Annotated in this window: 11 protein-coding genes; 6 read left to right on the top strand and 5 right to left on the bottom strand. The window is 57.1% G+C overall.

Annotation, left to right across the window (positions count from 1 at the left end; genetic code table 11):
• Positions 1-23: 23 nt before the first annotated feature.
• From map to glnA, 4 genes are all read left to right on the top strand, one after another.
• Positions 24-851, top strand: coding sequence for a type I methionyl aminopeptidase (map, locus tag RB602_RS05270; protein WP_317083604.1), 828 nt, complete (start codon positions 24-26; stop codon positions 849-851).
• Between the two features lie 187 nt (positions 852-1,038).
• The gene (locus RB602_RS05265; RefSeq protein ID WP_317083602.1) at positions 1,039-3,249 is read left to right on the top strand and encodes a PQQ-dependent dehydrogenase, methanol/ethanol family; all 2,211 of its coding nucleotides are present in this window, start codon (positions 1,039-1,041) and stop codon (positions 3,247-3,249) included.
• A 471-nt stretch (positions 3,250-3,720) separates the two neighbouring features.
• Complete coding sequence (locus RB602_RS05260) at positions 3,721-4,059, top strand: P-II family nitrogen regulator (protein WP_317083601.1); 339 nt, start codon at positions 3,721-3,723, stop codon at positions 4,057-4,059.
• Positions 4,060-4,155: 96 nt separating this feature from the next.
• Positions 4,156-5,568 carry a type I glutamate--ammonia ligase gene (glnA, locus tag RB602_RS05255; protein ID WP_317083599.1) on the top strand — a complete coding sequence of 471 codons (1,413 nt, stop codon included), beginning with the start codon at positions 4,156-4,158 and terminating at the stop codon, positions 5,566-5,568.
• Between the two features lie 127 nt (positions 5,569-5,695).
• On the opposite strand, the gene RB602_RS05250 is transcribed toward glnA, so the two are convergent.
• Positions 5,696-12,961 carry an autotransporter outer membrane beta-barrel domain-containing protein gene (locus RB602_RS05250; RefSeq protein WP_317083597.1) on the bottom strand — a complete coding sequence of 2,422 codons (7,266 nt, stop codon included), beginning with the start codon at positions 12,959-12,961 and terminating at the stop codon, positions 5,696-5,698.
• Positions 12,962-13,304: 343 nt separating this feature from the next.
• Positions 13,305-14,594 carry an adenylosuccinate synthase gene (locus RB602_RS05245; protein WP_317083595.1) on the bottom strand — a complete coding sequence of 430 codons (1,290 nt, stop codon included), beginning with the start codon at positions 14,592-14,594 and terminating at the stop codon, positions 13,305-13,307.
• A gap of 173 nt (positions 14,595-14,767) precedes the next feature.
• On the opposite strand from RB602_RS05245, the gene RB602_RS05240 reads away from it, so the two are divergent.
• Together RB602_RS05240 and RB602_RS05235 are read left to right on the top strand one after the other, a co-directional pair.
• Positions 14,768-15,814, top strand: coding sequence for an alpha/beta hydrolase (locus tag RB602_RS05240; RefSeq protein WP_317083593.1), 1,047 nt, complete (start codon positions 14,768-14,770; stop codon positions 15,812-15,814).
• Between the two features lie 110 nt (positions 15,815-15,924).
• Complete coding sequence (locus RB602_RS05235; RefSeq protein WP_317083591.1) at positions 15,925-16,188, top strand: hypothetical protein; 264 nt, start codon at positions 15,925-15,927, stop codon at positions 16,186-16,188.
• Here the strand turns inward: RB602_RS05235 and RB602_RS05230 are convergent.
• The 3 genes from RB602_RS05230 to RB602_RS05220 all read right to left on the bottom strand — a co-directional run bounded on the left by RB602_RS05230 (position 16,185) and on the right by RB602_RS05220 (position 20,416).
• Complete coding sequence (locus tag RB602_RS05230) at positions 16,185-17,315, bottom strand: ATP phosphoribosyltransferase regulatory subunit (RefSeq protein WP_317083589.1); 1,131 nt, start codon at positions 17,313-17,315, stop codon at positions 16,185-16,187. The genes RB602_RS05235 and RB602_RS05230 overlap by 4 nt on opposite strands.
• Before the next feature lie 214 nt (positions 17,316-17,529).
• Positions 17,530-19,116 (bottom strand): phosphoglycerate dehydrogenase, encoded by a 1,587-nt coding sequence (gene serA / locus RB602_RS05225; protein WP_317083588.1) that lies wholly within the window; start codon positions 19,114-19,116, stop codon positions 17,530-17,532.
• 124 nt (positions 19,117-19,240) lie between these two features.
• Positions 19,241-20,416 carry a phosphoserine transaminase gene (locus RB602_RS05220; protein ID WP_317083586.1) on the bottom strand — a complete coding sequence of 392 codons (1,176 nt, stop codon included), beginning with the start codon at positions 20,414-20,416 and terminating at the stop codon, positions 19,241-19,243.
• Between the last annotated feature and the right edge of the window lie 3 nt (positions 20,417-20,419).

The following is a 20,419-nucleotide window of genomic DNA, read 5'->3' as shown; positions in this document are numbered from 1 at the left end:
TAACATCCTCTATATCGGCCAGCATGACTGAATATGCACCCTTGGCTGCGGACGGCCCGATGCCGGTCCGCGATGGCACGATCAAATTGCACGATGCAGCCGGTTTCGACGGTATGCGCAAAGCCGGGCGACTGGCGGCGGAAATACTCGACGCATTGGCGCCGCATGTTGTGCCCGGTGTCACCACCGGCGAACTGGACGATCTGGTGCGCGAGCATATGTTGCGCGAGGGCGGTATTCCGGCGACTCTCGGCTATCGTGGCTATACCCATAGCTGCTGTACCTCGATCAACCATGTCATCTGCCATGGCATCCCCGGCGACAAGAAGCTGAAGAGCGGCGATATCGTCAATATCGACGTGACGCCGATTGTTGATGGCTGGCATGGCGACACCAGCCGCATGTTTCTCGTCGGCGATGTGCCGCTAAAGGCGCGCAAGCTGGTTGATGTGACCTATGAGTGCCTGATGCTGGGCATCGAACAGGCGAAACCGGGCAATCATCTCGGCGATATCGGCCATGCGATCCAGAGCCATGCGCAAAAGCACCGCTATGGCGTGGTGCGTGATTTTTGCGGCCATGGTTTGGGGCGCGTATTTCATGACGAGCCTGAGGTCGTCCATCTCGGCACACCGGGCACCGGACCGGAATTGCGTCCGGGGATGTTCTTCACCATCGAGCCGATGATCAATATCGGTAAACCGGCGGGTAAGATTCTCAGCGATGGCTGGACCGCGGTGACGCGTGACAAGTCGCTCTCGGCCCAGTTTGAGCATAGCATCGGCATCACCGAAGATGGCTGCGAGATATTCACGCAAAGTCCTGCCGGATTGCATAAGCCGCCTTATTGATGACAATCATGTCTCCCTCCCCTTCAGGGGAGGGATTAAGGGAGGGGGCTGTCGTCCAGGCGCAGTGCCATTTGGATAGCCCCCTCTCCCAACCCTCTCCCCTGAAGGGGAGAGGGCTATTATTTCCACTGGACCCAAGCCCGCAACTGTGCCTAATCTTTGTAAAAAGATATTGGGAGAGAATGCGATGGCCATAAGAGGCTGGAACCAGATCGGTATGGTGGCCGCAGCAATAGCGCTGCCCCTTACATTGGGCGCTTGCGAACAGCTCAACAGTGACGGCGGTGGCACGGAAAAAACCGTCGGCAGCACCATGGTCGATGGCGAATATCTCAAGACCGGTGGCGATGGCAGCAACTGGGCCGCTATCGGCTTTAGCTATGATGAGCAGCGCTATAGCCCGCTGAAACAGATCAATACCGAGAATGTCAGCGAACTGGGACTGATATTCCATGTCGACCTGCCCGATGCGCGTGGCCAGGAAGCCACGCCGGTGGTGGTCGATGGCATTATCTACATCTCCACCGCATGGTCCAAGGTGATGGCGGTTGATGCCCGCAATGGCGAAACATTGTGGAGCTTTGATCCCGAGGTCGACAAAAAGGTCGCGGTGAATGCCTGTTGCGATGTCGTCAATCGCGGTGTTGCGGTCTATCAGGGCAAGGTATTTGTCGGCACGCTCGACGGGCGGTTGATCGCGCTCGATGCTGGCACCGGCGCGCGGCTGTGGTCGAAGCAGACCACCGATCAATCCAAGCCCTATACCATCACCGGCGCGCCGCGTGTGGTGAAGGATATGGTGCTGATCGGCAATGGCGGCGCCGAATTTGGCGTGCGCGGCTATATCAGCGCTTACGATATCGAAAACGGCAATATGAAATGGCGCTTCTACACCGTGCCCAACCCCGATGGCGAACCCGATGGCGCGGCGAGTGATGAGGTGATGCAGCAGGCAGCCGCACGCACCTGGTCCGATGCCGGTGAATGGAAGGAATCGGGCGGTGGCGGCACCGTATGGGACGCGATTGTCTATGACCATGAGCTCGACCAGCTCTATATCGGCGTCGGCAATGGCAATCCGTGGAACCATGGCCTGCGCTCCAATGGCGAAGGCGATAATCTGTTCCTGTCCTCGGTCGTGGCGCTAAAACCCGATAGCGGCGAATATCTCTGGCACTATCAGGAGACGCCAGCCGAGACATGGGACTTTACCGCGACCCAGCCGATCATTCTCGCTGATCTGACTATCGAGGGCGAGGAACGCAAGGTGCTGATGCAGGCGCCGAAAAACGGCTTTTTCTTCGTCATCGACCGCACCGATGGTTCGCTGATCTCGGCCAATCCGTTTATCGAGGGGATTAACTGGGCCGAGGGCTATGACATGGAGACCGGCCGCCCGATCGAGAATCCGGCGGCACGTTTCTACAAGACCGGTGAGCTGTTTGTCTCGCTGCCCTCGGCGCTCGGTGCGCATAATTGGCATCCGATGAGCTATAATCCCGAGGCCGGGCTGGTCTATATCCCGGCGCAGAAGATCGCATCGGGCTATCTCGCGCCGCTGACCGAGTTGGACGGCCAGCGCAAGTCACTCGGCTTCAATACCGGCGGCAGCAATGAAGCCATCTCGATGCCCGATGACATCAATTTTATGAAAGCCGCGATTGCCGCTACGACCGGACAGTTGGTGGCCTATGATCCCGCCAAGGGCGAGGTCGCCTGGACTGTCGACCATCAGACGCCATGGAATGGCGGCACGATGACCACCGCGGGCGGACTGGTGTTTCAGGGGACATCATTGGGCGAAATGCGTGCCTATGACGCCAAGACCGGCGAGCAGCTCTGGTCCTGGGACAGCCAGTCGGGCATACTTGGCGGTGCATCGACGTTTTTGGTCGATGGCGAGCAGCATATCGCCTTTCTCACCAGCAAGGGCGGCGCATTTCCGCTGGTCGCCGGACCTGCCGGTGGCGCGGCCAATCCGGTGCCCAATATCCCGCGGCTGATCGTGATGAAGCTGGGCGGCAAATCCACCCTACCCGACTTGCCGCCAGCCGATACGCCTGACTGGAGCAAAATCCCCGAGCAATTCGCCACCGAACCACAAATTGCCGAGGGGCGTCAGCTTTATCTGCGCTATTGCCTGGTCTGCCATGGCGACAATGCTGTGGGCGGCGGGGTCCTGCCCGATCTGCGCCGCTCCGGCGTGCTGGGCGATAAAGAGACATGGCAATCCATCGTCCATGACGGTGCGCTCAGCCAAAATGGTATGGTCGCCTTTGAACCGGTGATGAGCAAGGACGAGATCGAAACGATCCGCGGCTATGTCATCAACCGTGCTGAATGGGGGCGGACTGTGGCCGAAGCGGAAAGCGCAGAGGAGAACAGCGCAGGAAATTAAGGGCGGAACCAGCGCATCCATACTTTTCCGCTACTCCCCATCGTCATCCCCGCGTAGGCGGGGATAAGGCTTGTTTGTTTTAGATTCACGCGGAGACGCGGAGGCGCGGAGGACTTTATCCTTGGCACAAACCTCTCCGCGCCTCCGCGTCTCCGCGTGAGTCAAAGCCCTGGCCCCGGCTCGGCAAAGCCGGGTTTATCCTGAACACCTGCCTTGCAGGCAGTCGAAGGGCGGGGCCGACGAAATTGGCAAAGTCACCTGATTAGCTCTGTCAAGATGCCCAATATGCAGCCAGAGCCACAGGCCGCTGCCTAAAATATAGGCAATCCCCGACTGCTACCCTCTTTTAATGCAAAGCAATTGTGGCACTTTGTCACTTGGCACGGTAATTGTTTGTCATTCCTGTCAGGGACTCGCGTTTTCGCGCAACATCCGTACACGTCAGATCAAAGACAAGATGAAAGCTTGCCCATGAAAAAGATCGAAGCAATCATTAAGCCGTTCAAGCTCGATGAGGTCAAAGAGGCGTTGCATGAGGTCGGCGTGTCCGGCATCACCGTCACCGAAGCCAAGGGCTTTGGCCGCCAAAAGGGCCATACCGAGCTCTATCGCGGCGCCGAATACATTGTTGATTTTCTGCCCAAGGTGAAGCTGGAGGTGGTCGTCGAGGATGGCCTGGCCGACCGCACCGTTGAAGCCATCGCCAATGCGGCGCAGACCGGGCGCATCGGCGATGGCAAGATTTTCGTCACGCCGATTGAAACCGTCTTGCGCATCCGCACCGGCGAGCGAGATGCCGATGCGCTCTAAAGCGGTATGACCGTCACAAATTCTGCACATCCTGTGCCTATCAATCCCAAATCCAATCCATAATCCACGCAATCGCAAATTTGAGGAAGACCCAACATGGCCGATAAAGCTGACGATATTTTGAAACAGATTGAAGAGAATGAGATCGAATGGGTTGACCTGCGCTTCACCGATCCACGCGGCAAATGGCAGCATCTTTCCATGTGCGCCGATGTGATTGACGAGGATGCGCTCGAAGATGGCCTGATGTTCGATGGCTCGTCCATCGCTGGCTGGAAGAGCATCAACGAATCCGACATGGTGCTGCGCCCCGATCCGGAAGCCGCCTATATTGATCCCTTCTCGGCGACGCCGATGATGGTGCTGTTCTGCGATATTGTCGAGCCGGGCGATGGTTCGCTCTACGCCCGCGACCCGCGCTCGACCACCAAGCGCGCCGAGGCCTATCTTAAATCCACCGGCATTGGCGACACTGTCTATGTCGGCCCTGAACCGGAATTCTTCCTGTTCGACGATGTTCGTTATGAAGATGGCTATGCCGGTTCCGGCTTCCGTATCGATGATATCGAGCTGCCGACCAATACCGGCCGGGAATATGAGACAGGCAATATGGGCCACCGCCCGACGGCAAAGGGTGGCTATTTCCCGGTCGCGCCGGTCGACAGCTGCATGGATATTCGCGGCGAGATGGTTTCTGTGCTGAAGGCCATGGGCCTGCCGATGGACAAGCATCACCATGAGGTCGCCGCTGCCCAGCATGAGCTGGGCCTCACCTTTGGCGAGCTCACCGAGACCTGTGACCGCATCCAGATCTATAAATATGTCGTACAGCAGGTTGCCCATGCCTATGGCAAGACCGCGACCTTTATGCCCAAGCCGATCAAGGACGATAATGGCTCGGGCATGCACACCCATATGTCGATCTGGAAAGAGGGCAAGCCGCTCTTTGCCGGCAATGGCTATGCTGGCCTGTCAGAGACTTGCCTGCATTTCATCGGCGGCGTGATCAAGCACGCCAAGGCATGCAATGCGTTCACCAATTCGACCACCAACAGCTATAAGCGTCTTGTGCCGGGCTTTGAGGCACCGGTTCTGCTCGCCTATTCAAGCCGCAACCGCTCGGCCTCTTGCCGTATTCCTTATGGCACAGGCGACAAGGCGAAGCGCGTTGAATTCCGCTTCCCCGATGCACTGGCCAACCCATATCTCTCCAGCTCGGCACTGCTGATGGCCGGTCTCGACGGCATCGAAAACCGCATCGATCCGGGCGAGGCGATGGACAAGAACCTTTACGACCTGCCCCCGGCAGAGCTGGCCGAAGTGCCCACGGTAGCAGGTTCGCTGCGTGAGGCGCTGGAAGCCCTGGAAGAAGATCACGAATTCCTGCTTAAAGGCGATGTCTTCACCCAGGACCAGCTGGAAGGCTATGCTGAACTCAAATGGGAAGAAGTGCTGCGCATGGAAACCACGCCATGCCCGGTTGAGTTTGATCTCTATTATTCGAGCTAAACGCTCCGATAAGAGGACAGATAAAAAGGCCGGTGGATCGATCCACCGGCCTTTTTTATGTGTCTTTGACTAAGCCCGAGACAAAGCGGCAGCGCTGCCATCACGGCAGCGCCGCCGTCTTTCAAGCTTACCAGTTGATGCGGATACCCGCCATCACGCCCTGGTTCATGAAGTCACCGACATCGCCGCCATCAAGATTGGTGGTAACGTTGAATTCGGCAAAGACGTCGATTGCGCCATCATTGGCCGAGAAGCTACCGCCAAGGCCGAACTCACCGAACCAATTGGCGTTATAGGCCGCCAGCGGTGTGTTGGCGAAGACGACTGCGCCCGGATCAAGGAACTCGTGATGCAGGTTGACGATGCCATAGATGTGGCGGCGGTTGGTTTTGCCGTCATCATTCTTCCATGAACGCTGACCATCAATCGCCAGACCGGCACGCAGTCTCAGGCTTTCGCCATCAAGCTGGTTGATGACACCGCCACCATTCAGATTGCCAAATTCATCAAATGAGACATCTGAATAGATCAGTTGAACCTGCGGCGTGACGCTGTCACCAGAGCCGCTGGTACCCTGTCCGTCCTCACCCTGGTCAAGCTGGAGTTTCTGACCCAGTTCTAGCGACAACACATAGCCGTCAGCGTCATTATTGTTGACCAGATTGCCCAGAACATCGCTGTCCAGATCGCTTTCATACCAGGTGTAGCGACCCTGCGCATCGGCATAGAAGCCCTGTTGGTCATACCAGGTCAGCGTTGCGCCGAGGCCATAGCCCTGGGTATCGATATCACCGCCTCCGATCGACGAGTCGATGTCGGTATTGGAAGTGATGTAATGCGCGTTGATGCCCGCGATGAAGGTATCATCACCATCATCATCGCTTAACGCAAAGTCAGCGCCCAACTGGAACTCAAACCGGTTGGTGTTGCTGTCATAGGCCGCTGTCGCATTGGCGGGTGTCATCCACTCACGGTCGACATTGACCCGACCCCAAAGGCCGCTTTGCTGGATATGCTCCTCGCCCGGAGAAATGCCGCGCATGCCATTTGAGCTGTCACCACGCACCGGCGCGGCCTGACCACGATTGGCATAATGACGGTTGCCGACACGCTGCTGCAATGTTGGTACCTGATTCATACCGCGCAGCACGTCGAGATAGCTGTTCAGCGTCGGCGTTGCCGCATTCAGGCCGGCACGCAACAACCAGTCGCTATTGTCGAGCACCAGATCATATTGATAGGCACCTTCCTGGAACGGCCCACCTGCAAGAGCAAAATCACCTTCGACTGTGGTTCCATCGACGCTCACCAGCACTATGTCATTACCAGTGGAAAGACCGCTGGTGACGTTATTGCCATCAATCAGCGTCGTGCCGCCAGTCACCGAACCGGCAATGGCAACTGTATCAGCGCTATCCGTAGCGGCATCAAAGTCAAGCGCCAGCGTTCCGGTTCCGGCATAATTGCCACCAATGCTAAGCGTATCCCCGGTTGTGCCATCCGCCATATCGATCAGGCCGGCGTTGTTAACACTGCCCGATACTGAATAGGCGCCCGCACCAGCGCCCTCTGCGAGGAAGACGGTGCCTGCGCCAAGGTTCATATTGCCGGTAAGCGCAAAGGCTGCCTCGGCATCCAGTGTCGAACCATTGGTGAGGAACAGGCCCGTACCTTCATCGGAACCCACGGTCAGCGCACCGTCACCGGTGGTGAACTGGGTGCCATCAAGGGTAAGCGTCTCCCAATTGACAATGGCGTCGCTATTGGCAGTCACTGTCAAGCCTTGCAGCGTAAGGCCATCAATCCAGCCATCGGCAACCGACGTATCATCACCACCGTCAAGCAGTTGCGAACCGTCATATTCGGTTGCCGATACAGTCGCCGTGTCTGAGCCTGTACCGCCATTAAAATTGGGGGTTACGCCAGACGTCCAATCGAACCTATCGTCGCCATCACCGCCTTGAACAGCCTCAGAAATGGTTGCGCCATTAAGCGTAATGACATCATCGTCTTGGCCGGCAAAGACGATGGTACCTACGGAACCTGAGGTAAGACTGATTATGTCATCGCCCGCGCCGCCAAAAAGATCCCTGGCAACCGTCGCACCGTCCAGGTTGACAATGTCATCATCTGGACCGGCACGGACGCCGCCAACGCTGCCGCTGAGCAGCTGGATATTGTCTTCACCGTCGCTGCTTGAAATGAAATTAACAACATCCGCGCCATCAAGAATGACAGTATCATTGCCTCCGTCTCCAGGGGTATCTGCGGCGACATTATTCGCAACCGAACCCGACAGCAGGGAAATGACGTCATCGCCTGCCGCGCCAAAGACGTTTCTTCCTGCAGTGCCACCATCAATGGTGATCGCATCATTACCTGCTCCACCATCAATATTGAGAACAACATTACCGCCGGTAAAGTTGATGGTATCCTCACCTTCGCCAGCGCGAATCCAGCGTCCAACGGAACCACCAGACACAGAGATCGTATCATCGCCAACACCGCCGAGGATATCCCCTGTCACAGTGCCATTGGCCAGAGTGATCGTGTCATCGCCCAGCGCACCATCGATGGAACCAACCGTGCCCGTGGTGTCAACGAGAATGATATCCCCAGTATCCGCATCGGCCGAGTCATCCTGACCCGGGCCTGCGCCGTTGACTACACCGGTTATACTGGCGTCACCCAGGATAGAGATGGTGTCAGAACCACCGGCACCTTGGAGCAGTCCGGCTACGGTGCTGCTACCGTCAATCGTAATGATGTCGTCCTGAATACAACCAAGAACGTCTGTAACATCCGTATCGGTAACCGTAGCTGATCCGCCACAGATCAGAACCTCGTCAGAAGCCGCTACATTTGCGAGATACCAGTCACCGCCAACCGAGCCCCAGTTGAGGAAGTATTCGACACCGCTGTTGATGACCGTGCCGCCCAGAGTAAAGGCGTTCTCATCCGAAGCAGCCGCTCCCCCCAGAACTTCAACGACGAGGATACCCTCACCCTCATCAATAACGCCATTGTCATTGGCATCGGTGCTGACCCCGCGGCTACCAGCGACCTGCTCAACAAATATCTGCGTTGCGCCCGTGCCCAAAGTCACTTGATCGACGACAAGGACATCGGATTGCGATGCAGCTCCGCCTTCGTTGAGTAGGGTGTCGATGTACAGTGAGCCGCCATTGGAAACAAAGGTCCCTGCGCCGCCACCCAAAGGCGTATCAGTGGTGTCATTCTCATCGGTGATATCGCCAATCAGGTCATTTCCGGTGATTACCAGAACGTCACCTGCAACCGCCTCAGTGCCTCCAGTCTGCAGATCTTGCATGGTGATCACACCGGAATGCTCAAATGTCTCCAGATCGCGAATATGCGCCTGCTCCACGCCTTCGCGGCTGATATCATAGACCGTTGCATCGATACCGGGCAGTGAACCCTGCGGTACATATTGGGCTGTCGAAACAAAATCCGCATTGTCCGGATTGAGACCACCGGTTTCGGTTACGGTAGTTGTTGCGCCAATGACCGTAGTCAGGGCCAGTGTGCCATCATTAACAAACAGATCGTTGCTGTCCTTCAACGCGTTATCAGGCTCACCGGGCTGAACCTCCAGCGTCGTTCCTGTGCTGCGCGTGAGGCTGCTTGCCACCGGGCTACTGGTGGTCGAAGCCAGCGCGCTGGCACGCGATAGCCCTCCACCTGGCACGCCAGCTAGGGACCCGCCTCCTGTGTCCAGGATAACGCTCTCATTATTGACGACATTATCAAAATCAATAACGCCGACATATTCGGTGTCGCGGGTGCCATCGCCATCACTATCTGCAAAACGCGACACATTGATTGTTGCGCCCGCCTGATTGTTGAGGGTGTCCCCACGTTCTACCGGTGTAGTGGCGTCAACAAACCCTACCACATTGATGGCATTTGTGCGGTCTGCCTCAGTCGAGCCATCAGTGCCGCCATTGCCTGCAATGTGTTCCAGAGCATCGGTGGACTGGATGCTGTTATAGCCAAAAAAGCCTGAGCCATTAATTTCGCCCTGATTATCCAGAACCAGCGCGTCCGATTCATAGCCAAAGTCACCTGAAATCAGTGGCTGTACACCAGGTTCGATATTCCGATCATTGAAGCCGTTACCGGAGATGTCAAACGCAACATCCGACAATGCGCCCAATGTACCATTGGTGCCCACAGTGACACTGATCCCGTTGGAATCAGCAAGCTCATTGATCCGAAGACCTGCAGCTATCGAATCATCTGAGGTAGAGCCCCAGCCACCAGAAACGTCGCCGTCTATCGCGACCTCAATATCTGCGCGGCCCGTGCCACCACATTGATCTCTGAAATCGAAAGGCGAATTCGGGGTGCAATTCCAGTTCTCGGGCCCAAAAAAGGAGTTTCCGCTCCAGATGCTGATCGCATCCACCTTGATGCCCATTCCGCCTTGGCCGCTTGCCTGAAGAACTGCACCTTGCTGAATGGCGATATCAATATCAACGGCCCCACCGATCGGGTTAGCACCAGCTGCGGGAACAGCGGTTGTCGGCAACAAAACAACGCCTGCCGCCGAGAGCGCGCTCGCACCCGTTCCGCTCGCCATAGCCGTTCCAGACACATCGGCGTTAAGGGAAATCTCGGGATTATCTGCATCAGGCAGAAAGGTTACATTGTTCAGCGCTTGCGGCACCTCAACAACATTCACAAGCTGCAGAGCATCCGGACTATTGGAAACGGGCAGCGCAGAAGGATCCGTCGGCGTGTTGCCGCTGGTCATAACCACTGCGTCAGCGCCAATTGTCAGATTGGTTACAGAATCCCCATTGGCATTGGTCTCACCCGGCACTATCGCCGACTGCACCAACACCCCGGCACCGCCATCACCGGAAGTGGTTACGCTGCCGCTGGTCATGGTGATTTCGGCAATGCCGCCCTGACCCTGATTGTCGATCTGTGCGACAAGGCCTTCACCATTTGCACCAGACGTGGTTACAGTGGAGTCAGCAAAGGTGATTGTTGCCGAACCGCCGGAACCCGTACTCAAGGCAAAAACGCCCTCGCTGTCATCGCCGGTCGTGGAGATGGTTGTGCCGCCAGAGATATCAGATGATGCGGCTCCCGCACCCTCGGCAAGAGCAAAAACACCATGAGCGCCAGCTTCACCCCCAGCACGCGTGCCGGTGGTAGAGATTGTTCCTCCGCCCGTAGCATTGGCGGTAGCGTTTCCGCTTCCTTCGGCCTGCGCAAAGACGCCAGCTGCACTGTCACCGGTTGTTTCAATTGTACCGGCACCCGATTGCAGAGCTGATGCATCTCCATCGGTTTGCGTAAGAGCAAATAAACCGTGCGCAAGATCACCCGTTGTGGATATCTCGCCATCTCCCGATTGCTCGGCTATCGCATTGCCGCCGCTTGCAAGCGGCGCGTTTGCATCCGACCACGCATATACTGCATACGCTTCTTGCCCAGTGGTCGTGACAGTCCCGCTACCCTGCTGAGACGCGACAGCATTACCACTTACGCTTCGCGTGAAGGCGGTTATACCGACTGCGCGTTCAGCTGATGTGTTGATCTCTCCGGCCCCGGTTTGCGTGGCGACAGCAGCGCCGGCAGTCGAAGCGAGAGACTGAGCACGAACACCATATCCTCCCACTCCATTGATCGTTATCGAAGCTTCATCACCAGACTGAGTTGCGTTTGCATCACCACCAAAATCAGTCTCGGCATAGACACCGGCACCACTGATACCTGACGCCGTAATCACGCCAGCGCCCGATTGGACCGCCGTCGCATTCCCTTCGTCAACCGCTCTGGCAACAACACCGGAAGAACCTTCGCTCTGAAGCGTGATCGTGCCTGCTCCGGTCTGCTCTGCCAGTGCATCACCCTGGCCAACGGTGAAAGCGATAACACCATCAGCGGCAACGCCTGCAGTAGAGATCAGCCCAGCGCCTGACTGCTGAGCGGTTGCATTGGCCGAGCCTTCTCCCCTTGCCTGAACGGCTGCTGACCCTGAGCCTATAATGCCGGGTGTGGAGTCATTGAGCGTCTGAATGGTGCCATCGCCCGACTGTATCGCGATGGCCTCACCGGAGCCTGATGCTTCAGCCGTGAGGCCGAATGCATTGTCCCCGCTTGTAGATATGGTGCCATTCCCACTTTGCTCGGTACGAGCTAAGCCTGCACCTTCCGCCCGAGCAAAGCCACCAAAAGCGTCAGCGCCATTTGTGGTGACAGAGCCGCCACCGGCAAGCTCTACAGTGGCAGCTCCATCATTCTGTGCGATAGCGAAAACACCATGGGCGGCATCACCCTGCGTCGAGTAGGTCCCATTATCGGAGGTGATTATCGCATCGCCACTTCCGCCAGCTATGGCGTATACAGCATGGCCTTGACGCCGCGTAAAATCGGTTCCCAGCGAGGTTGTTTCAATCTCGGTATTGGCAACATTAATGGTTACACTTCCCGTTGCAGAGTAGTTCTCTCCCATTATGCCGACGGATTGATTGCCGTTGCTCGTACCCAAAACGCGAACTGTCATATCGCTGGCATCGATGGTAACATTGCCACCTGCGCCAGCCTCATTACCAAGATTCAAACCGCGTATGCCACTCGCATCCGGGCCATTTGTCGTAATCGTTGACCCCGTCGCAGTCACCTCAACGTCGCCAAGGCCGGTATCCGTGCGACCATAAAGGCCGTGGCTAAAGCTACCCGATGTCTCGACTGTAGAACCACCCGTCAGCTCCGCCGTAACAAGCGATGCGTTGCCAGGATTGTTGTTACGCTGCCATGCGTAAACACCTACCGCATTGTGGCCATAAGTGGTTATTGAACTGGCGTCCGCAACGGCAGTCGCTGTCCCCGTACCACGCTGTTCTGCGCGAATGCCGTCAGAATTGCGCCCGGTATCGATTGTGGATGAAAGACCAATATTTGCAGGATCTCCGGTCGTAATCGTCGTACCATTGGACGTAACCGAGACATCATTTACGCTACCCAGGTCAGCGCGCACGCGTGCACCCTGCTCATTACGGCCCGTGCTGGTGATTGTAATACCGTCAAGCGTAAGATCCAGCCCATCAAGGCGGTACTGAATATCGCCATCCGCCGGATCATAGGTCGCACCATCACATACAATCGTGTCGCCGGGATTGGCCGCCCCGCATTCATCGGCAGCAAGCGCAATACCTTCGCCACCGGTCATCCATGTCGGCAATGCTGTCGGAGCGGCAAATAGCGCCATGCCCAGAGCCATCACTGATATACCACCAAGAAGGCGTCGCTCGCTTGGCGCATAGCTTCCCGCGCCGCGATCCGTCTTGACGACGCGACCACCGCGAGCCTGATGAAAAGGGGTATGGGATTCAGCAGCAAAAGGGGATTTAAGCATTATAGACATCCGTTCCATGATAAGCGAAAAGTAAAACTGCAATAAAACTGTAAAAATCACAGTTTTCAGCCGAAATTCGCGCAAGTCAGGAAGGGAGTCAGCACAGAACTATTCCACTATGGACTAAATCCATTAGTGATCTGAATTATAATGGTATTTTACTGATAAAAAGTTGTAAAATGCGGCGTTGTCTGACAAAAGATCACGGCTGAATATCATTTTCCGAGATATTAATGCCTCTTGAATATCAAGAATAGAAACGCCTTGATCGTTAGAAAATCAAGCCTTTTTATGGGAATTGCTTATTTACTATTGTGAAGCAGATGTATCAAAGAACACTGCTTCAATCACTAAACGGATCGCGCACCAATATCGTGTCATCACGCTCGGGCGAGGTCGACACCAGCGCCACCGGGCATTCGATCAGCTCCTCGATACGGCGGATATATTTGATCGCCTGTGCTGGCAGATCGACCCAGGATCGCGCACCGGCAGTCGTTTCCTGCCAGCCCTCCATTTCCTCATAAATCGGTTCGACCCGCGCCTGATCGGCGGCATGGGCGGGGAGATAGTCGAGCACCTTGCCATCAAGACGATAGCCGGTGCAGATGCGGATCGTATCAAAGCCGTCCAGCACATCGACCTTGGTCAGCGCAATGCCGGTGACGCCCGATACCGCGCAGCTCTGGCGCACCAGAACTGCATCAAACCAGCCGCAACGGCGCTGTCGTCCAGTGACGGTACCGAATTCATGACCGCGCTCTCCAAGGCGTTGACCATCGGCGTCATCCAGCTCGGTCGGGAAAGGCCCTGAGCCGACGCGGGTGGTATAGGCTTTGACGATACCCAGAACGAAACCGGTTGCTTTAGGACCAAGGCCGGAACCGCCTGCCGCGGTGCCCGAAATGGTGTTGGACGAGGTGACAAAGGGATAGGTGCCGTGATCGACATCGAGCAAAACCCCTTGCGCGCCTTCAAACAATATCCGCGCCCCCGCCTTGCGCACTTTTTTGAGTTTGCGCCATGCCGGATAGGCAAAGGCCAACACAAAATCGGCAATGCCGCGCAATTCTTCGAGCAGCGCCTCGCGGTCCACTGGCGGTTCGCCAAACCCGGCACGCAGTGCATCATGATGCGCGCATAGCCGGTCCAGTTGCGGTGTCAGTTTATCGAGATGCGCCAGATCGCACACCCGGATCGCGCGGCGACCTACCTTGTCCTCATAAGCAGGGCCAATACCACGCCTTGTGGTGCCAATCTTGCCCTTGCCGCTGGCATCCTCGCGCAGTGCATCAAGATCGCGGTGCAGCGGCAGGATCAATGCGCAGTTATCGGCAATGATCAGCGTTTCCGGGTCAACTTTTACCCCCTGCCCTTGCAGCTTTTCGACCTCGGCTTTCAGCGCCCAGGGGTCGAGCACAACGCCATTGCCGATGACCGACAAGGTGCCGCTGACGATACCCGAGGGGAGCAAGGACAGCTTGTAAGTCGTGCCATCAATCACCAGCGTATGCCCGGCATTATGGCCGCCCTGAAAGCGCACCACAGCATCGGCGCGCTCGGCCAGCCAGTCGACAATCTTGCCCTTGCCTTCATCGCCCCATTGGGCCCCGATCACCGTCACATTGGCCATTTGCTATCCTTTGCACACACGCCACAAACCGCGCGTTCCTACGCTGCGTAAGGGACAAGGTCCAGTATGGTTTTTTGCTATCTGTAACAGCGCAAGGCATCAGGACGGACAAGCGCAACAAAAGCCTGTTTTAATCCGTGCCTATGCACCGGCAATCTGCCTATATAGCAATCATGCGGTCACCTCCCATCACGCGTAATTCTGTCTTTATGGCCATGGCCGCACTGCTGGCACTGGTTGCCGTGGGTGCCGATGCGATGCAATCGCGTTCGGAACGGGCGCGTGGCGGCGACAATAGCTGTCGCGCCGAGATACTCCGGCTTTGCGGCCCTGTGGACCAAGCGGCGATGCGGCAGTGTTTGCAGGAAAACTATGCGCAACTCTCCGAAGAATGCCAGCAGGACCTGCGCGAGCGGATAGCGCAATGGGAAGCGCGTGAAGGCCCAGCGCCACAGCTTATCGCGCCCGATAGCCAGATCGCTTATGGCAATGAACCGAGACAGACGATTGACCTCTATATCCCTGCCGATGGCTCGGACAGACGGCTGCCGACGGTGGTCTTTATTCATGGCGGCGGCTGGACGATGGGCGATCGTCGCCGGGTGCAGCAAAAGCCGCAATGGTTCCATGATCAGGGCTATGCCTTTGCCTCCATCGGCTATCAACTGGTGCCGCAAGTGACTGTTGAAGAGCAGATGCAGGATATCAGCAAGGCGATTTTCGCACTGCGTGCTAATGCGAAGAACTTCAATCTCGATCCCGACCAGATCATAGTGATCGGCCATAGCGCCGGGGCGCATCTCGCGGCGCTGATCGCCACTGATCCACAATATCTCGGCAAAGATATCGCCGCGATAAAAGGCGTTATTCTGCTCGACGGCGCGGGTTATGATCTGCCAGAGATCATGCGGAGCCCGCCACCAGAGGCGCAGAACTTTTATGTTCAGGCCTTTGGCAGTGACCGAGAGCGGCAGAAGACCCTGTCACCGATAACCCATGTCGCCGCCCCCAATGCAAAGAACTGGCTTATCCTTTATGTTGAGGAGCGCAGACGCTCTAGGATGCAGTCTGAAGCGCTGGCTGATGCACTGGAAGCTTCTGAAGCAATTGTGCAGCTTGCCGCCGTGCCGGACACTGATCATGGCGAGCTGAACCGGCGACTGGGCACTGGGCAACTGATTGCAGATGACCTGATCTCGCAGTTTTTGGAGCGGATGTAAGGCTTCTCAAACTGCAGCTTATAGCCAATACAAATTGCGACACTCTGCGACTTTACCTTGGCGCCTGCGTCGCACACCTTGTGATGGCAATGATGACAAGGACAGACACAATGAACCCCCTTCCCCAAATTTCCAAAGCGCTGGCGGTGATGCTGGCCCTCACCACGGTCAATGCCCATGCGATGCAGAACAATGGCGGCGGCCAAGGCATCACCAAAAACTGTCGCGGTGAAATTATGAAAATGTGCCGCGGCAGCGGACGCGACGGCGTCCGTGCCTGTATACAGGAGAATTTTGAAGACCTGTCGGTGGACTGCCAGAATGAGTTGCTGGCGCGCATGGAGCAGCAGCAACAGCGCGAAGACCAGGATTAGGCGATTTTCTCCGGGCCATCCGTGCCCAATATATAGGCGCAGCCAAGGGCCCGGGCGTCATCGCTTTCATCCAGCGCAGCGACGGTGCGCCATCCCTCCCCGCGTAACGTCGCTGCCGCCGCAGGCTCATAGCCCAAAGGCAGGAATATCCGCTTCGCTTGCGCGTGGCCGATGCCGGCTGCAACCAGCGGGTCAGGATAGAGCGAGAAGCCAGTCGCGACCTCATCCTCGCCATGGCTGACCGAATTGGCCTGTGAGCGGATGGCATAGGTGCCGCCACGACCGACCGCCGAAGGGAAGCCCTCGGCATAAAGGGTAAAGCCGAACCAGCTCTGATATTCAAAGCCATGGCGCTCGCTCGGGTCGAGCATCAGCGTCACATCATCCTCAAGCGGCGCGGCAATTTGTCGCAGCGCCTCAATCCGGCTCGCCAGCGCGCCACCGGCGTCAATCGCGTTCAGCTTGGCCAGCGCCTCGTCGAGTGGACCCATGGCATAGAGCAGCGGGATATAGGCGTCCGCGCCGATAGCGGCTAAGCCACCGGCATCCTTGGTATCCAGCTCGCGCTCGACCGCTGCGATCATTGCCTCATCAGCAAGCGGAAAAGCCTTATTGGCTAATGTCGGAACCAGATCAGGCAGGGTGAAATCAACCGTAATCCCGGTCAGGCCAACAGCTTTCAGTGCTTCCACAGCGAGGCTGACAATCTCCACCGCTGCCGCAACGGTGTCGCGCCCGATCAACTCCGCACCGATCTGGAATCGCTCACGCTCGGGGCGAAGCTGCCCGGCAGCCAGCGTCATCACCGGTCCGGCATAGGAGAGACGCAGCGGCCGCGCTTTATCGGCCAGTCTGGTGGTGGCGATGCGCCCGATCTGCACCGTCATATCCGAGCGCAGCGCCAATGTGCGCAGCGATTGCGGGTCAACTGCGCGGACCATCCGGTCCTTGGCATAGCCATCGGTGCGGAAAGCCAGCGAGCGCTCATATTCCATCAACGGCGGGGCAACCCGCTCATAACCATGCGAGGCCAGCACACCGAGATAGCGCTGCGTCAACAGCGCCGCGGCCTCGGCATCGGGCATCAACCTGTCGCGCAGGCCCTCGGGGAGTAGATCGGGATTCATGTGATGGTCCTTAGCTTTCTCCGGTCGATAAAAGCAATCGGCAAAACCTGTCTCCCCTCCTCCTTTAGGGGAGGGGCAGTGAGACTTAGCGCCGTAGCTTTAGCGAAGGCGGTTAGTCGCAGCGGGGTGGGGGATATCCACTTGAGCAGTGCCAAATGGGTAGCCCCCTCTCCCAACCCTCTCCCCTGAAGGGGAGAGGGCTATGAACTCACCATCACCCAAAGCTTAGCGCTTTGACCTCTTTCACGCCCGGAATCTGGCAGACATTCCACAGCACCGGCTCTTCAACGCGATTATCGATGGAGAGCAACAGCGCGGCATCGCCACCCGGCGCGGCATCGCGGCGGCCGAGGTGGAAGGTGCCGATATTGACATTAGCCTCGCCCAATGTGGTCCCCAGCCGTCCGATAAAGCCCGGTTCATCGCGGTTGACGATATAGAGCATATCACCGGTCAGATCGGCCTCTACCGTCACACCGAAAATCTCCACCAGACGCGGGCGGCCATTGCCAAACAATGTGCCTGCGACCGATTTGACGCCTTCGTCCGTAGTTACGCTGACACGCACCAGCGTGTGATAATCGCCTTCGCGGTCATGGCGTACCTCGCGGACATCGAGCCCGCGATCCTTGGCGAGGAACGGCGCGTTGACCATGTTGACGGTGCTCGAATAAGCGCGCATCAGGCCCGAAAGAACAGCGGCTGTGATTGGCTTTTGGTCGAGCTCGGCCGCCGCGCCTTCGACCTCGATCGAGACACCCTGCACCTTATCGCCAAGTAACTGCCCCGCAAGCGTACCCAAGCCTGTCGCCAATTCCATATAGGGCTTTAGCTTCGGTGCCTGTTCTGCCGACAAGCTGGGCATGTTGAGCGCATTAGTAACGCCGCCCTTGACCAGATAATCGGCCATCTGCTCGGCCACCTGCAGCGCCACATTGACCTGCGCCTCGCTGGTCGAAGCACCCAGATGCGGGGTGCAGATCAGGCCTTCGGTGCCGAAAAGCGGGTTTTCCTTGGCCGGTTCCTCGGCGAACACATCCAGCGCCGCGCCTGCGACATGGCCTGATTCCAGCGCCTCTTTAAGTGCCGCCTCATCAATCAGGCCACCGCGCGCGCAGTTGATAATCCGCACACCTTTCTTGGTCTTGGCCAGCGCCTCGGCGTTCAAGATACCGCGGGTCTGGTCAGTCAGTGGCGTATGCAGCGTGATAAAGTCCGCACGCTCAAGCAGTTCATCAAGCGTGACTTTCTCGATACCCAGTTCCACCGCACGTTCGGGCGTCAGGAACGGGTCATAGGCGATGACCTTCATCTTGAGGCCGAGAGCACGCTCGGCGACGATTGAGCCGATATTGCCGGCACCGATCAGGCCGAGGGTCTTGCTGGTCAGCTCGACGCCCATAAATTTCGACTTTTCCCATTTGCCCTCTTGGGTCGAGGCATCAGCCTGAGGCAGTTGGCGTGCCAGTGCGAACATCATCGCAATGGCGTGTTCGGCGGTGGTGATGGAATTGCCGAATGGCGTGTTCATCACCACCACGCCTTTGGTCGAAGCAGTGGGGATGTCGATATTGTCGACACCGATACCGGCACGGCCAATGACTTTGAGGTTGGTCGCAGCTTCCAGAATCTCCGGCGTGACCTTGGTGGCAGAACGCACCGCAAGGCCGTCATAATTGCCGATGATTTCCTTCAATTCTTCCGGAGTCTGGCCGGTGATAACATCCACTTCGCAGCCATTGTCCCGAAAGATATCGGCGGCTTTGGGGTTCATTTTGTCAGAAATAAGCACTTTAGGCATGATGAAATCCTTTCTCGGATTTCGTCATCCTGAACGCGTTTCAGGATCTCGGGCGTCTTGGCTTAACCACAGCATATTGTCGCCTGAGATTCCGACCTTCGTCGGAATGACGATATAATGGGAATTAGGCAGAAAATTCGCTCTGGACCTTGGCATAGGCCCATTCGATCCATGGCAGCAGACGTTTGACGCTCTCATGATCCACGGTCGCACCGCACCAGATACGCAGGCTTGGCGGTGCATCCCGATAGCCGTTGAAATCATAGCCGATATGCATCTCTTCGAGCATGGATACGATCTTCTTCGGCACCGCTTTCTGGTCTTCCTCGGACAGACTGTCATACCAGTCGCCCTGAAACACCATACAGACGCCGGTATTGGTGCGCTTGGCAGGATCAGCCACCATATTGCGCAGCCAAGGCGTTGCCTCGATCCAGTCGCACACCAGCTGCGCATTGGCATCCGCCCGCGCATGCAGTGCATCCAACCCGCCAATTGATTCTGCCCATTCTAGCGAGGCGATATAATCCTCGGTCGCCAACAGCGACGGGGTGTTGATCGTCGCGCCCTCAAAGATCGCGCGGTTCAGCTTGTCACCTTTTTTCAGGCGGAACAGCTTGGGCAGCGGCCATTCGGGATCATAGCTCTCGATCCGCTCGATAGCGCGGGGGGAAAGGATCAGCATGCCATGCGCGGCTTCGGATCCCATGACCTTCTGCCAGCTATAGGTGGTGGCATCGAGTTTCGGCCAATCCATCGGCTGGGCAAACACAGCGCTGGTGGCGTCGTTTATGGTCACGCCCTCGCGATCATCGGCGATCCAGTCAGTATTCGGGATTTTCGCGCCTGATGTCGTGCCGTTCCAGGTGAAGACGACATCATCGCCCTTATCAACCTGGGTAAGATCGGGAATCTCGCCATAATCGGCGTTGAGGACGGTCAACTCTTTCAGCTTCAGCTGTTTGACCGCATCCTGAATCCAGACATTGCCAAAGCTCTCCCATGCGGCGACCGTTGCCGGACGCGCGCCGAGCATGGACCACATCGCACATTCCAGCGCGCCTGTATCGGAGCCCGGCAAAATGCCGATCAGATAATCATCGGGAATGCCGAGGATTTTGCGGCTCAGGTCAATGGCATATTTCAGCCTTCCCTTACCGGTCTTGGAACGGTGCGAGCGCCCGAGCGATTCAGTTTTGAGAAGGTCGAGCGACCAGCCGGGAAATTTGGAAGTGGGTCCGGACGAAAAAAACGGACGTTCAGGACGGAGCGTCGGCTCCGCCGGTACAGTATTACTCATAAT

Origin of the sequence: Parasphingorhabdus sp. SCSIO 66989, from assembly GCF_032852305.1 — a bacterium.
GTDB lineage: Bacteria > Pseudomonadota > Alphaproteobacteria > Sphingomonadales > Sphingomonadaceae > Alterisphingorhabdus > Alterisphingorhabdus coralli.
The sequence above is the reverse complement of the archived record's forward strand: the minus strand, read 5'-3'. Positions and strand labels throughout refer to the sequence as shown.